This is a genomic window from Succinimonas amylolytica DSM 2873 (assembly GCF_000378405.1).
GTDB lineage: Bacteria > Pseudomonadota > Gammaproteobacteria > Enterobacterales > Succinivibrionaceae > Succinimonas > Succinimonas amylolytica.
On sequence record NZ_KB899638.1, the window covers coordinates 37,949 to 53,684 of the forward strand.

Annotated in this window: 7 protein-coding genes; 2 read left to right on the top strand and 5 right to left on the bottom strand. The window is 51.8% G+C overall.

Going from position 1 to position 15,736, the window contains the following annotated elements:
* Positions 1–16: 16 nt before the first annotated feature.
* A complete protein-coding gene (locus tag F557_RS0113005; RefSeq protein WP_169335202.1) occupies positions 17–2,818 on the bottom strand; it encodes a hybrid sensor histidine kinase/response regulator in 2,802 nt (933 codons plus the stop codon).
* 460 nt (positions 2,819–3,278) lie between these two features.
* Positions 3,279–7,691, bottom strand: coding sequence for a Card1-like endonuclease domain-containing protein (locus tag F557_RS0113015; RefSeq protein ID WP_157617887.1), 4,413 nt, complete (start codon positions 7,689–7,691; stop codon positions 3,279–3,281).
* Positions 7,692–8,592: 901 nt separating this feature from the next.
* Here F557_RS0113015 and F557_RS21395 point away from each other — a divergent pair.
* Positions 8,593–11,340 carry a diguanylate cyclase domain-containing protein gene (locus F557_RS21395; RefSeq protein ID WP_211209563.1) on the top strand — a complete coding sequence of 916 codons (2,748 nt, stop codon included), beginning with the start codon at positions 8,593–8,595 and terminating at the stop codon, positions 11,338–11,340.
* A 44-nt stretch (positions 11,341–11,384) separates the two neighbouring features.
* On the opposite strand, the gene F557_RS0113035 is transcribed toward F557_RS21395, so the two are convergent.
* The gene (locus F557_RS0113035) at positions 11,385–11,909 is read right to left on the bottom strand and encodes a transposase (RefSeq protein WP_281167350.1); all 525 of its coding nucleotides are present in this window, start codon (positions 11,907–11,909) and stop codon (positions 11,385–11,387) included.
* Between the two features lie 121 nt (positions 11,910–12,030).
* The gene (locus tag F557_RS0113040; protein WP_169335203.1) at positions 12,031–12,558 is read right to left on the bottom strand and encodes a helix-turn-helix domain-containing protein; all 528 of its coding nucleotides are present in this window, start codon (positions 12,556–12,558) and stop codon (positions 12,031–12,033) included.
* 62 nt (positions 12,559–12,620) lie between these two features.
* Between F557_RS0113040 and F557_RS0113045 the strand changes: the two genes are divergently transcribed.
* Positions 12,621–12,968 (top strand): transposase domain-containing protein, encoded by a 348-nt coding sequence (locus F557_RS0113045; RefSeq protein ID WP_019002667.1) that lies wholly within the window; start codon positions 12,621–12,623, stop codon positions 12,966–12,968.
* A gap of 544 nt (positions 12,969–13,512) precedes the next feature.
* On the opposite strand, the gene F557_RS0113055 is transcribed toward F557_RS0113045, so the two are convergent.
* Entirely contained in the window at positions 13,513–15,651 is a 2,139-nt protein-coding gene (locus F557_RS0113055; RefSeq protein WP_019002669.1) for a transporter substrate-binding domain-containing diguanylate cyclase, read from the bottom strand.
* Positions 15,652–15,736: the final 85 nt, after the last annotated feature.

Here is a 15,736-nt window from a genome sequence, read left to right on the forward strand (position 1 = left end):
AGCGCTCTCCCCCGGCTTACACCACCCTGATAAGCCGTTCCAGAGTATGCATCAGAAGCTCAGGATCCACCGGTTTTGAGAGATGGGCGTTAAGACCGCACTGAAGGCTCCTTTGCACATCCTCGTCAAAGGCATTGGCGGTCAGGGCAATAATCGGCACCCTGGCAGCATCGGGCCGGTCGATCTCCCGGATTGCCCGGGCTGCCTCCAGACCGTTCATTTCCGGCATTCTCATATCCATCAGGATTGCATCATAATAGCCGGAAGGGTGCGCAGAGAACATCTCCACCGCCATCTTTCCATTCACCGCCACCTCGGCCGTCACATTCTTGAGGCGGAGCATCATGACGATTATTTCGGCATTCACCGGCATATCCTCGGCCAGAAGCACTCTTCTCCCGGAAAGCTCGGCCCTGCCGGACGCCGCGTTTTCATTTCGGGCCTGGCAGTATCTGCCGAACAGCAGATCGCCATTAAGGGGCTTCGCGATAAAACGGTCTTTGGGAACCCCTTCGGGAACCGCCGCACCGTCACCAATAACAAAGAGCTCGGAATCTCCGGCCGTAGCCTCCCGGATTGCCGTCAGGGCGGCATCAAGGTCGATTTCCGGGATATCCCGGGAAAGCAGCACCAGGTTATAGGGATCGTTCCTGCCCTTTTTAAGAGCCAGAATGCGCAAAGCCTCAGCCACGGAAGCAGCAATGTCCGCTGACATGCCGTCCTTTTCAAAGGACTGCCGGGTAAAATCACAGAACACCGCATCGTCATCGACGATAAGAACCGAGACATCACGGGGCGTGATATCTCCTGAGCCGAGAGCACTGTTTACCGCCTCCAGAGTCAGCGTTACAGTAAAAGTAGTGCCATAGTCCTTTTTGCTGACCACCTCGATAGTGCCGTCCATAAGCTCCAGAATTCTCTTGGTAATGGTCATGCCAAGTCCGGTGCTGCCAAGCTTGCTGGGCTCCCCGGGATCTTCCTGATTGAAGGGGTCAAAGAGCTTAGGCAGAAATTCGCTGCTCATGCCAATGCCGGTGTCGGAGATTATAAAGCGGAAGGTGGTTTTATTGTCGTATCTGCCAACCTCCTCCACGATGAATGACACCCTGCCGCCCCGGAGAGTAAATTTTACGGAGTTACCCAGAATATTGATAAACACCTGCTTCAGACGGACACTGTCTCCCAGGTAAAACTCCTGAAGATCGCACCGGAGAGTGTAATTCCATTCCAGGCCGTTCTGGCGGCACTGTCCGCCAATAATGTCGTTTATCTTCTCCAGAACGTCACGGAGAGAGCACAGTTCCCGGCGGATTATCATCTTTCCGGATTCGATGCGGGACATGTCCAGAATATCGTTGATAAGCTCCTGAAGATGCGTGGCAGAGCTTTCCATCTTGTGAAGATAATCCTTTACGGATGGGGTTAGCCCGGGCTCGTTCTGAATAAGACGGTTAAGCCCGATAATCACGTTCATGGGGGTGCGGATCTCGTGACTCATATTGGACAGAAATGCCGTCTTTGCCCGGTTGGCCACCTCGGCGTTACTGAGAGCATCACGAAGCTTCTGATCCTGGGCCATGGCCTTGCGGGTTTCCTGATCAATATCCGCAAAGCCCACAGCCACGGTCCGGATATCATCAGCAGACTTATTGAACACCGGTGCCACACAGACCATTTCATAAAACTCGCGGCCTTCCCTCTGAACAAGATAGCGGAACGAGATAAGCTTTTCGGTTTTCAGGGCCTCACGAATACAGTGCACAGTCATAAAATGCAGAAACATGGTGCGGTACTTTTCAGAAACCCCGGCCGAATAGGTGACGACGCTTTCGTCGTAGATAAATCTGTCTCCGGGCTTGACACCGTTGTCAGCGGAACTGTCGGACTGATAGCAGACGCTGGTATTGCTTTCCAGATCCACCAGAAACACCCAGCGGAATTCATTTGAGAGGGCATTTATCATACTGCTGGTCTGGGTATGAATGTTTAAACGGTAGTCCCGCAGCTGATCCCGGAGAAGATGAATTCGCCTTCCCAGTTCATGAAGATCAGGATTGGGACTCATATCTGCAAGATTCAGGGGAATGCCGTCCTCGTTGATTTCCCGGGTCAGTCCGTTAACATCACTGGCAATGTCGGCAAGTGCGGCCGTGAAGGAAAATATCTGTTTGCGCAGGGTGGCCGTGGCAAGCAGCACCAGAATAATGCCGATGATAAATGAAGCGGCCGTGCTTGCCAGGATCAGGGTGGCCTGACCAGTAATCCATTTGTCATACCAGTCTGCAGAAAAGTCCACCGCCACAATACCGGCAACCTCCCCCCGGGAGTTGAATACCGGACTGTAGGAGCTGTAAAACTGCCCCCACTCATCAGTATAGGGAGTGTCGTCAACAGCAGAAACTCCCTCACTGGCACGCTCCAGTGCCCTGGTATAAACCACTGTCGCACCGAACGGAGCGGGATCTTTTACTGTCGGATCCACCGTAAAGATAAAACGATCAGGGCCGGGCTTTTTAGTATCCCGGATGCAGTAGATGTAGCGAAGCTCGATATTATCCTGAAAAAAAGCCAGAGTATCATTGATTCTGCGGTACTCCGGAGTATTCACATCATCTTTCTGCACCTTTTCGAGATCATCACCGTTCAGCATATCCGCAGCTGTCTTGGAAATATCCAGCATGCGGTTGTCAATAAGAGACTGCAGGGCCGAACGGGAATTAACAAAAAGCACCGTCCCCAGAATCACATTGGCAGTTATAAGAGCACCAGAAATACCGATTATCAGTCTGGCCACAAAACCGGTTTTTGAGTTCATCATGCTTTCAAATCTCCCCATATCCATATTATATATGAACCCTGACAGCTCAAATTTGAACGGGAATTCACAATTAATGAAAACCTTCGCGGAAAATGCAGATTTCCAGCACAGGGGAGCAGTACAGCGAGAGAAACAGAAGGTGATGACGGAGAAGCAAATGAAGAGACTGAGCTGTTATGGAAGCCACCGGGAAAAACAGCTAACTGGAAGGGAGGGAAGGGGAAGGGGAAGGGGAAGGGGAAGGGGAAGGGGAAGGGGAAGGGGAAGGGGAAGGGGAAGGGGAAGGGGAAGGGGAAGGGGAAGGGGAAGGGGAAGGGGAAGGGGACGAGGCCTCTCATTCTGTAACCGGCACGGAGCTCCGGATATTTTCGGCGAATCCGCTAAATCCTGCCATCACCGGAGGAAACGGGGGCCGGCAGATCATCACGGCAGCCCCTGTAAATATGCTCCTCCGGCGGTACTAGAACTCGTACCTCATGTAGTCAAAAAGTCCCGGACAGTAACCGAATTTATGAAGGACTGTCTCCGCATCCTGATCATCCGGCGCGTCATCAGCAGATCCTTCATCAGGGACAAACTCCGATTCCAGATATTCCGGAGTAAGACGGCTGTCCAGAAATTCTCCCAGAGCATCAAGCCCGATTACCGAAACGGGGAATTTTTCCGAAAGGCGGGCAAGGAATTCCGGATCGCTGTCCAGACATACCAGAACCGCATCACGGGGATCGCTGTCCATGTACTCACAGAGCATCGTCAGTTCTCCGGCAGCGGCTTCGGCATTCGCGGTGGCAAACACGAACAGCAGCACCCGGCTCATGGTTCTGATAACCAGATCCAGTTCTATCCTGTAGTTATCCAGCAGAATTCCGGCACTGCGGGCAAAGAGACAGAAGCATTCCGGATGCCTGAGCGTCATGTCCATAAGCCGGTTCTGCACGATGGCCGCACCGGCTCTGTGGAACCAGCCTCCGGTAATGAAGTCCCGGAGCGCCCGGGGTTTCAGCACGGTAATACGCGATTCCCGGGAATCCCTGATATAGACGTTCCTGTATATAAGGCCAATTTCCATCATGTCATTCAGAAGCTTCTGATAGCGGGAGAGAATTTCATCCGGAAAATCCATGTCCAGTGCAAAAGACGAGAGTTCCCGGGAAAGTCCCTCAAGGAGCATGTTGAAGACCGTTCCATATTCCTGATTCCGGCAGCAGTCCGTCAGAATGCAGAGAGACAGCCTGTCGGCATCCTCAGCCTGACCGTTGTAGCGAAGAACATCCATCACTCTGATGTTTTCATCATCCAGAAAATCGGCACATTCCTCCGGCTTCATGAGGTGACTTTCCAGAAAATCGTCCCGGAGGGCCTGATCCCGGGCTTCATCCATAAGCATCTGATAGTAGGAGGCGAGGACACTGTCCGAAATGGCAGGGCGGGGCCGTTTGGCCGCAGCCTCCGCAGAATCCCGGTCCTCACTGCGGGACGGCTTCGGAAACGCTGCTGCCGCGGAACCGGAGCCCCCGGGGGCGGCAGTAGCTGAAAACGGAGGAGCGGCGGGTTCAGGAGACGCAGGGGGGGGATCTGAATCCGCCGGAGCTCCTAGAGGACCATGCTCCCCGGTCTCCGGCCCCGGGACTTCCTCAGTCTTCTTCACGATTTCCTGCGTATTCTTCTTTTCCTCTCCCATGACCTCGGTGATAATTTCCTTAGGAACCTCGGGAAGAGTGAGTCCCTTAGCCGCCTCGTCTGGAATTTTCTGATCCGGACCGGAGATTTCGGGATCTGCCCCGGCGTCAGGGACAGATGCCTCCGTCATTTCCGAAACCTGCGGAGCTTCAGGAGCAGCTGTTTCCGGAGAGGTCTCTGGAGCATTTTTCTCTGCCCCGATCCGGCCCAGAAGCTCCGCAAAATCCGGACCTTCCTTTGCGAGCAGATCTTCGGGAAGAATCTCCTCCAGAGCCGGCAGGAACCCAGATACCGCAGTGATTGTCATGGCTTCACGGACGGCAGGGGGAGCACAGCGGGTTTCGGCCGCGCTCCGGAACACCAGAAGGAGCCTTTCCCGCGGAATATTCAGCAGATCTCCCGCCGTAGCCAGATGCTCCGCCATGGCAATGCAGTTCTCGGCCGTACAGCTCCTGATAGCGGTCCAGTCTCCGGCATGGCAGATAAGAACATCAATCCGGACATCATCACCGTCAGGCAGCTCCAGAGCAATGTTTCTGATAAACCTGACACTTCCGGGGTTCCGGATATGCTGCCCCAGGTACTTCTGCGTCCTGCTGCCCACGTAATACCTGAGCCAGCCTCCGGTGAAGAAGCTGTAAAGATCAGGATTATCGTCAAGATCAATGATGAACTTCCGGGACTGTCTGGAGTAGTTAAAGTCCCTGATAAGGTCTGTCCGGTAAAGACTGGAGCACAGGTTGCTGACTGAAGAGGTCTTTTCGCCGTCAAGCTGCTCCACATTCCAGACAAAACGCTGTCTGGAAATGTGATTTTCATGAATACGGCACACCTCCTTAAGAAGAGGCTGGAAAATCTCCTCGTTCCTGCAGAATTCGCTGGCGCTGCCGTCCAGAGCCGAAAGGGCAGCACTGACAAGCTCCGCCTCGGTAACAATGACGCCGGAACGCGAAAACCAGGCATAAAGCTGGTCCGGATTAAACTGCAGCTCCGGAATGGCAATCCTGGCAGAACCCGCGTTCTCGGGGAATTCCGGCACTTTCATAAGCTGCCTGGCAGTTTTATCAAATTCGTCATGACTGAGAGCATTGATCGTGGTCTTTTTGGAAAGGCTGGCAAATTCCGGACTGTCCTTTCTGAAATTATGAATGAAAAGAAGGTTCCGGGCCGGAATGTTCAGCCATTTTCCCGCCAGCTCCAGATTCCCGGCCGCCTTTTCGGGATCGGCCGCACCGGCAAGAACCGCGGTAACAATATCCTGGAAACGCACCAGATAATCCAGATCAATCCGCACCTCCCCCTTGCAGAGACGCACATTGCGGGAGATACCGCAAACACCGGCATCCGTATTCTGAAATACCGTATCGATAACATTGCCCGCAGCATGGAAAAACCGGCGGTCCTCCAGTACATACTGACTGAAATTGCTGTTGCAGACCAGATCGAATCTGACGCTCTTTTCCTTGCTGTAGTATTCAAAGCTGCGAATCACCTTCATGTTATCAGCCATGTGCCGGCACATCTGGACAGTGGTGCCTACCTGTACCGCATCGCAGCCGTTAAGGGACTGGGCAACCGAGTGATCTCCGGTCTGAAGAGCCCGGGCAATTCTCCTGAAAAGCACCGGAGCCAGCACGTATCTGCCGGACTTCATCCGGGAAAGCACATCCAGGTCGATCTCCGTCCGCGAGACGGGAGGTCCGGAGAGACACTGCACCCCGAGGGATTTCAGACGCTCAGCCATGGCCTCGTTCAGAAAGGGATGGTCAATCACCGTATAGAGCCCCGCGGGCACCGTAAACGTGGGAGCCGCTGAAGGCCGGGACTGCTCCGGACGGTTTTCCAGACTTTTAACCGGACGGGTGCTGCTTATAAGGGCCATCATCCGGTCATAAGAGCTCCGGTTCCGGGAAACGGCCCGGGAACCTGACACCGGGATCCCGTTATCCGGAGCGGGATTCTCCGGATCTCCTGAGGCGGCAGCTGATGTGAGCGGCGTTCCTGCCGGATTTTCCTCCCCGGAAGAAGCCGGAGCTGCGGCAGTGACGCCATCCTGATTTCCGGAAGAACCCGGAAAAGCACCGGGAACAGAGCCCGCTGCCGTCCTGGCCTCCGGAACCGCCGGGGGATCCTTTCTGCCCGCAGCCAGACACAGACCGGCCATAGCCTGGGAAAATGCTGTCCGGAAACTATCCAGGCTGATGACGTTATAGCGATGGATATCGGTGATGTTCCGGGCCTGTTCCGGAGTGCCACCGGCCAGAACCAGAAAGGAATGCTCCGGGGCAATGCCCGTGCGCTTTCCGAAGGTCTTGTACTTAACGATAGACTGCTGGAATTCCCCGGTCTTGCATTCCACCCAGACCGGAATGCCGTTTACGAAGCTGAGCACATCCAGCTCGAAGGTTTCCTTCTGATTCATCTGGAACTGAACATTGCTGTAGTTTTCCACCTCGATGCTGTAAAGTCTGGCATAGTTGTCCAGGATTTCACGGACCATGCCGTATACATAGATCTCCATCCAGTGCCCGGTAATGAAATTAATGATGGCACCATCCTTCTGAACCCGCATGGTGAGAGTCGGCACCGCCCCCGAGGAATAGCGGTATTCCACCAGAAGGGCGTTCCGGTACAGCACTGAGGCAAGATTGGTGCAGGCGTTCCGGGTTTTCTGGTCAAAGCGGGACAGGTTTAGAAACACCCGGTTTCCCCGGCCCTGGGATACCTTGAGGGCATTAATAATCGGAAGCACCGCATGATAGTCCCGGCCGATAATCCGGGCCATCTGATTCCAGACTGGCGATTCGTTAATAATATTGTCGATTCTGGTTATCAGAAAACCGTTGTCCTTCATGAATTTCTGAAGAGCATCCCCGCAGCGGGTCTCGCTGGCATCCACAGACGGGGCCGGAGCAGCCACCGGCGCCGGAACCGGACCCATGACATCCGGAATCCCGGGCACTCCCGGATCGGCGGCTGTATTCTGAAGCACGTCCTCCGGCACCGCATCCGCAGTGCCAAATTCCGCCCCCGCTTCCGGGGCTGATCCGGAACCGGCTGCGGACTTCCGCCTTCCGGGAACATCTGAAGCCCCCTGAAGGCTCTCCGCCAGCGCAAAAAATGAGTCGGCCAGTCTGTTAATGGCACTGGCCAGTTCTGCGGCACTTTTCTTGCCAATGAGTTTTTTACCCATAACAATATCTCCGTCAGAAACCGGAAACACTGACTGCGTTCGCCCGCGGCGCTCGCATATCAGTCCGGAAATAAAACGTATTAAAAAAGGATCCTGTAACAAATTCTCCGAAAAGCCGGTATTTAAACCGCCTGTATTAAAACTATATTCTCAGTTAAAGAGTCAGAACTTTTAACCATCTCGAAATTTGACAAATACGACATTTAGTGAACATGAAGCACAGTATCAGAAATTTGATGACTGCGAACCTCGCCGCGTCGGCCATGAGATACCGTGGCGGGCACAGTTCACCGCCACAGTCAGAAATGACTCCAGCCTGCCATTTCCCAGCATGTCCAGCCAGCAAGTAAGAGGATGTGATTGCTATATCTGCAGTGCTGCGTTGTCTGGAAAAGCTTCCGTACCAGAATCTCCGGAGCCTTTCATCTGGAGAACGAGCATGACCGGGAATAATTCAGAAGCAGCCGGAAGCCAGAAACAGAGCACCGTGCCGCTGTCTCATTCTGGTGCATGGAGGTGTCATGCCAGGCATGTGAGAGACCCATAGTGCATTTTCGGTTCCGGAAACTAGAGATGACCGTCTATGTGTGGTATAACACCTGAGATGCGGCGTTATTTCCGGGGCTTAATGAGCCGGATATCAGGCCCCCGAATAAAATCCCCGGCAATGAGTCTTCTGGCAGGAGAATATGACAGCAGTGCCGGAGAGAGAAGAATACCGCTTTAATCACCGGAAAACATGAAGCTATAGTCTCCAGCCCTAAAGCAGGTGTGTAAAAGAGTTCTGGGCACTGTTAGCCTGCAGACAGCATTTTCCGGCCACAGAACATTTGTCAGAATCAAAAGCATGCCTGTCTGTGATGCGGAACTGACATACTGGGAATTGCGGGAAGGAATTGCCATGAATAAATGGTCGCATATCCGTGACGTTCTTAAAAACATCGGAACCAGAAGCATCATTGCCTCCGTCATTGTATTCCTGCTTACGGTGGCGGTAACTTTCACCGGCGGAATACAGCTCTATAGAGCCACAAAGGAAAGTATTGTGCTTCAGGGCGCAGTAAATGCAGAACAGTCTGCCATGTCCTTTGATCGCTATCTTCTGGTACGCAAGAATACGGTTCTCCTGGCAGGCAATGCCGTCAACAACATGCTGACGGAAAAGCGGCCTGCCAGCGATATTCTGGAATACCTTACTCACGCCTCACAAAGTGTAAAGGATTCCATCGATCGGGACTACACCGGTCTATACGGGTGGGTGCAGGGCCAGTATCTGGACGGCGGCGGCTGGATTCCGGATAAGGACTTTGTTCCCACAGAACGTCCCTGGTATACAGAAACAATGGCTGACACCAGTGAAATAACCTTTGTCAGCCCGTATCTGGATGCTCAGACTAATACGGTAATGATGACTCTGGCCACCCGGCTCAATGACGGCGTCAGTGTGCTGGCTCTGGACATCTCTCTCATGCAGATTCAGATAATCACCGAGGAGATTGCCCGTCAGACCAGAGACAGCTACTGCTTTGTGCTCAACAAGGATGGCAAGGTTATCGCACATTCCGATTCCGGCGAGCTGGGAAAAAACTATCAGGAGGAGACCGGAACCTTCGGGGCAGCGGTAGTTCAGTCTCTCTACGACGAACAGAAACACCAGTTTGAGCTGGAATACGGCGGACAGCAGTACATGGTCTATGCCGAAAAGCTTGAAGGCGGCTGGTACTGCGCCTCTCTGGTAAACACCGCTGAATTCTACAGACCGCTCAAGATCATTCTGGCTCTTCTTATCATCCTGACACTGCTGGAGGCTTTTGTATTTATTGCCGCGCTTTACCACCTCAGCTCCAAAAACCTGGCAATCTCCATTCAGAATGTCCAGCTGGGCGCTCTTGGCGATATGTATATGTCTATTCAGGATATTGACCTCGCCACCGACAGCATTCGTGCCATTCGGCGGGAGCCTGAAGACAAGGCCGGTCATGTCATTGGCACCAGCCAGCACGGCGCAGGGAAGGCCCTCCGCGATATTTGCGACAGCCTGGTAGCCGAACCCTCAAAAGAGGTCATGACCTCCTTTGCCGACATCGGCACCATCTCCGAACGTCTTAAGAACACCAATACCGTGGCGGCGGAATATCTGAATGACCAGAATGTCTGGTGCCGCGCCCGTTTCCTCGCCGCCGCCAGAAATGCAGATCACCAGGTAGTCCGGGTGATGTGGCTGACAGAGTCCATTGATGCGGAAAAAAAGGACCGGGACCGGCTCAAAGCACTCTCAGAGACCGACCCTATGACCGGAGTCCGGAGCAAGCATGCCTACCTGATGAAGGAAAAGGACCTCAATCTGGAAATTGAAGCAGACCGCTCCGGGGAATTTGCCGTGGCTGTATGTGATGTTAACGGCCTGAAAAAGATCAATGACACCTGTGGTCATAAGGCGGGAGACGAGTACATAAAAGAAGCCTGCATGATGGTGTGCGAGATATTTCAGCACAGTCCTGTATACCGTGTGGGCGGCGATGAATTTTCCGTAATCATGACCGGCCGGGATTATGCCATCCGCAAGGAGCTGATGAATATGCTCCATAACCGCTCCCTGGATCATATTACCGCCGGTGGCGCGGTAATCTCGGGAGGAATGTCCGAATTCCGCCCCGGTAAGGACCGGAGCACGCATGAGGTGTTCCAGCGTGCCGACGATCTGATGTATACGGAGAAAAAGCTCCTTAAGAGTCACGGGGCGGTTACGCGGGACAGCGAACCTGAAAGGACGCAGGAATCAGGGGATGGTACCCCGCAGTCCATTGTCAGGGTAAAACGGCGTCTCCTTATTGCTGACGACGAGCAGGTCAACAGAGAGCTCATCGCAGCCGGTCTTGGCAATGGCTATGATCTCGTATATGCCCTGGATGGCTATGAAGCTCTGGAGCAGATACGTGCCCACAAAGACGATCTGGCACTGATCCTGCTTGACCTGGTAATGCCCCGTATGAACGGCATTGATGTGCTCAGGGCCATGAATAACGATGAGGATCTCAGAGATATTCCCGTTATTGCTATGACAGACGATCAGAATGCTGAGATGGAATGTCTCCGTCTTGGGGTGATGGATTTTGTTTCCAAGCCATTTCCGCTGTGGGAAATTGTCCAGGCGCGGGTAAACAGGTGCATCGAGCTCTCCGAAGACCGGGACATGATGCGATCCACTGAAAGGGACAAGCTCACCAGTCTCTTCAGCATTAACTATTTTTTCCGGTACGTGAAGCTGTTTGACCAGAGCGACCGGGAGGCTCCCATGGATGCAGTAGCAGTGACGGTAAGCAACTACCGCAGCATTTGCGGGCATTATGGCACGTCCTGCGGCAGCAAGATAATCCGGAGCATCGGAGAGCGTCTGAGAACTCTGGCCCGGGAGCTCGGCGGTGTAGGCAGCCGTCAGGGTGAGGATACCTTCCTGATTTACTGTCCGCACCGGGAGAACTATCCGGAGCTTCTGCCCCGCCTCTCCGCCGGCCTTTATGCTGATGATGAGTCCACGGAACAGGTGGAGCTCATAATGGGAGTTTATTCACTCGTTGATAAAAATCTGGATATCGAATCCAGATTTGAAAAGGCCAAAGACGCTATAGGGGCTGCAGAAAAGGCATGAAGAGCAGGATCGGGTAATTATAGTAAACGAATTTAATATCTGAGTTATACAGGTACCGGAACCTGTTCATCTCGAAAGCACTTGAAACTATAGAGACTTGCCAGTTTCGCATTAGGTTTTCTGTACTTAGAATAGTAAGCATCCAGTTTTTCTTCGAGGGCTATTCTACTTGGGAAGTATCGATTGTGAGTCATCTCTCTGCGTGTAATTATCCACACTTGCTCAATCAGATTCAGATCCGGAGAATACGGTGGCATGCTGATGTAGGTCATTTTATCCCGGATGTCCTGGTATTTAGGAAGTTCCTCTTCCCAAATCAGCCTGATCGCCTTCTTATGCCAGGGAGCATTATCCAATACCATGCAGTACATCTTCCCATCCTCTGCAGGTACAGCAGACAGGAAACCTCTGAACGATTCAATGACAGTCTCATAGTTGAACCACCCTGGTTTCGTAACAATCAGTTCTCCTGTCTCCGGAATCAGGTAACCACTATAAGCAATGCTCTCTTTGCCTGGCTTAGACATCACCTTCGGTTTGGAGCCTTTCTCTGCCCACCTGGAAGTGATTGCGGGTAATCATCGGGAGAAGCTCCGCCCATTGCAGCCTTTCTCTGCCCACCTGGAAGTGATACTTGTCTGAACTTGAAAATGAACCTCATCCTGAAATACAACCTTGAAGGAAGGATTCTTACTCAATTCGCACTGTTTTTTTAAAGGCGTCACGAGCCTCGTCGTCAGGATTCTCAAGAGACGGGTATGTTTGCGGTCTGATAAGGGCAAACCCCATCTTATGAAACAGCTTCTGGCATGCTCTGACCCCAAGTTCAACATCGAACGTGTCTTTGATGTGTTTTGATAACGAAGGCCCATCCCAAACGTTGAAGCCAAAGTTGTTAGGATTACTGCTCACGTTCTCCTTAAGTTTGGCAATCTGTTCATCAGTCAATCTACGAGGCTGGCCGGTCTGTTTCTTTGCCCGCAATGAATCCCAGCCGTTTTCATCTACCTTCTTGACCCATGACATGAGCGTTGTTTCACCATCACCGCAATGTTCAGCAAGTTCCTTGGCGGACATGCCACCAAGAAGAAGGTTTACCATAGTCACACGGTATGCGAACTTAATATCAGAGTTATCCTTAACTAAAGCTTTGCCCTGGGAAAGAAGTTCTTGGGGATCATGGATGAATTGTCTTGTACGCATTGCAACTACCTCCATGACCATTATACCATGTCTCACTGCTATAACTCAGAAATTAAATTCGTTTACTATATACCCTGGTGGAAACGGCAGCTCAGAACGGACTGAATCCTGTCAGCTACCTTCAGTATGTGCTAGACAACATCCGAAAGATTCCCGGATACAGACAGCATCCTGAGAAGCTTGACAGTGTCCTGCTTCCATGGCTCCCCGAGGTAGAAAAGGCCTGCAAAGCTGCCACAGCAATGCAGCCTGCTCATGCTGAGGAAAACTGCGAAAAAGCAGATGAGGGATGTCACGAATCAGCAGAAACCGATTCTGAAACATCAGCAGGCAGAGAAATTATCAATGGAGTCATTAACGGTGTTCGCAACACGGCCATCTGGTTGCGAGGAACTATGGCCTCTGCAGGCAATATAACCGCATGATATGTATATGTCAGAAACCGGAACGCCGTTTCCGGGCTTTCCAATTCCAAATACACCGCATGATTCCTAAAAACAAAATGTCCCTAACCGTCTAACCTCTCTAAAAATGCCGCTTGCAAGTGGTAACAAGGGGGAGAACGATCCCTATTTTAGACTCTTTATCACATCAGTGTCAGCCCCTCAGGGTTAAGTAGGACAAAAGCAGGAATGTTGCTTATATCCCGCCAATTCTTTTTTGCTTTCTGATATTGCTGTTAATCGGGTTGAGATCTCCCAGTCTCGAATTTAGAACTTTTCTTTTTCAATTGCAATCCCCGGATATCTAGGAAACATACTTTTTTGTTTATGGAGAAAGAGGGCGCAAATGAACAGGAAGAGCAGCGGGTTCCGTTATTGAGAAGGAATGGAGGCGTGAGGGAACTGAGTTATGAGAAGGCCGGATATGACATGACAGCATGTCTTCTCAAAAAAATGAGGAAGCTTTACCGAACTTGAAAAACTCATGCGGGGCATAACAGACTGACGGAATTTTTGCGCGTTTTGGTTAAGCCTCCGGCAATCCCCCCTTCATTTTGCTCTTCAAAAGCTTTTTGTGCTTATACATATTGCTGTCGGCGCGTTTTATCACCGCTTTAATGTTTTTGTCGGTTTTCGGCTCAAAGCAGGAATATCCGAAGGCAACGGCCATATCTCCTATTTCGGCGTGATGCTTCATCATCAGGTCGAATTCTCTGAAGATTTCTTCCCGGCGTTCATAATCAACGCGTTCCAGTATGGCCACAAATTCATCCCCGCCGATGCGAAAAACCGGGCTGTGACTGAAGTACTGGCAAATAATGTGAGTTGCTTTCCTGATATAGTTATCGCCGGCGTTGTGTCCCTGAGTATCGTTAACGAGTTTAAGATTGTTGATGTCAAACAATACTGCGGCAAATGCAGGCTCTTCCGTGCCGGAAATGCGTTCATCCATCTGCTGGCAGGCTTCATCATATGCATTTTTGCTTTTTACTCCGGTAAGGGGATCCCTGTAGGCGATCCGGGTAACCGATATCAGTTTCTGCTGCTGTTCATTGATCTTGCGTTCGGCGCGCAGTTTTTGAATCAGCAGAAACTGGATTACTGAAAATATCGACACAATAAGGATAACCACGGCGATCCAATGGTTTTTCAGCACATCCATTACCGATACCTTGTAGTTGCGATACGCATAACTGGCTATGGTATACTGCATATCATCAGAGGATACCAGATGAACTAATTTGCTGAGCACGGCATAAAGCTCCGGGGCATCTCTTCTTACGGCAAAGGACATGCCCATGGTTTCGCCGGTGTGCATATGCACGAGGCCGTAGTTATCGGTCATTTCCTCGAACTGATTCAGCCGGTAACTGGGGACAATAAGGCTGTCTGCTTCGCCTTTCTTTACCATGAGAAAGCACTCTTCCACCGGGGAGCAGCTTTTTATATTCCAGTTCGGAGCGCTGTCCTTGATAAAATTTTCGTAACTGGTGTTGCCGGCGTTGATGGCCACGGTAAGATTCATGTTCAGCATACCAATTACCGGGTTGTCAGGCCTGACAAGAAGCGTCATTTCTGTGTTAATAAGCGGGGAAATGGGAAACATCCCATGTTTCTCCCCGTCATCATAGCTGATATTAATGGGAAATATGCTGTCCACTTCACCACGTTTCAGAGCCGCCAGAGCATCCTCCGTCGAGGCAAAGGGGATGGTTTCAAAGTGAATGCTGGCATTTTTAAGCCGTGTCGCGGCTGCTTCCAGATAGTCCTTCAGGGCTCCGGTAAGTTCTCCGGTCTTCTTGTCCCGGGAGCAGAAGGGCAGGAAATTATCCACATACCCGATGGTGATGGTGTCGTGTTTGGCGAGCCAGGCTTCAAGATCCGGGGAGACATAGGCGTTTGTTTTGGTAAGGAGCAGGTATTCGTCAGTCGACCGGTGGTTATAGAGGGGATCCTCGTCATGAATGGCGAACATGGCTTTGTTCAGTTCATTCAGGATATCGGGGCGTTTTTTGTTAACGGCAAAAAAGAAATCGGAGGAGCCAATCTTGTTGACGGGCTCAATATGATACCGGGCGACGTAGCCGTCCAGAGCAACCAGGGTGTCCAGTTCTCCCCGTTTCAGTCTGTCTACGGCCTCGTCTCCGGTATTGGTGATATATTCGATATTTATGTCAACCCCGTTTCTTGCGGCCCAGTCCCTCAGCATCCCGGACTGGATGCTGTTCTTGTTGACTCCGACATGCTTTCCGTTATAAGAACTCAGGTCATCCGGGACGATGGAGGAATTTTCAGGAATGACGAAGGAGTAGTACGATTCAGTTCCCATGGGCAGATTGCTGAATAGCATATGTTCTTCGCGTTCCTTGACATAGGAGACGTCGCTCAATAGATCGATCTCCCCGTTCATTAGCATCTGAAACAGATTGGGCCAGCTGCCTTCTACATATTCATAGACCCAGCCGGTGTGAGCGGCGATTCTTTGCTGGTATTCGTAGGCAATGCCCCGGCGGCGCGCGAACTGATCCTTGTAGCAGTAGGATGAATCATACCAGCCGACCCGCACAACCTTTGCTTTGCCTTCGGCGGCGCCGGCGCTGAGAGAGAGCAGGATATTAGCTATTACCGCAACAAGGAGCATGGCGGTAATCCGGCGAATCCGCATAAATTCTGCCGTCGCTGTCTTCATGAAGACAGCGCGTAGCGAAAAGTGTTTTCTTTTCCGATGTAGCGAGTCTGTGTTAATAACC

What these genes read in the sequence shown, in the direction of transcription:
- F557_RS0113005 (WP_169335202.1), bottom strand. Translation starts at nt 2,818, where the DNA reads ATGATGAACTCAAAAACCGGTTTTGTGGCCAGACTGATAATCGGTATT.
- F557_RS0113040 (WP_169335203.1), bottom strand. Translation starts at nt 12,558, where the DNA reads ATGGAGGTAGTTGCAATGCGTACAAGACAATTCATCCATGATCCCCAA.
- F557_RS0113055 (WP_019002669.1), bottom strand. Translation starts at nt 15,651, where the DNA reads ATGCGGATTCGCCGGATTACCGCCATGCTCCTTGTTGCGGTAATAGCT.
- F557_RS0113015 (WP_157617887.1), bottom strand. Translation starts at nt 7,691, where the DNA reads ATGGGTAAAAAACTCATTGGCAAGAAAAGTGCCGCAGAACTGGCCAGT.
- F557_RS21395 (WP_211209563.1), top strand. Translation starts at nt 8,593, where the DNA reads ATGAATAAATGGTCGCATATCCGTGACGTTCTTAAAAACATCGGAACC.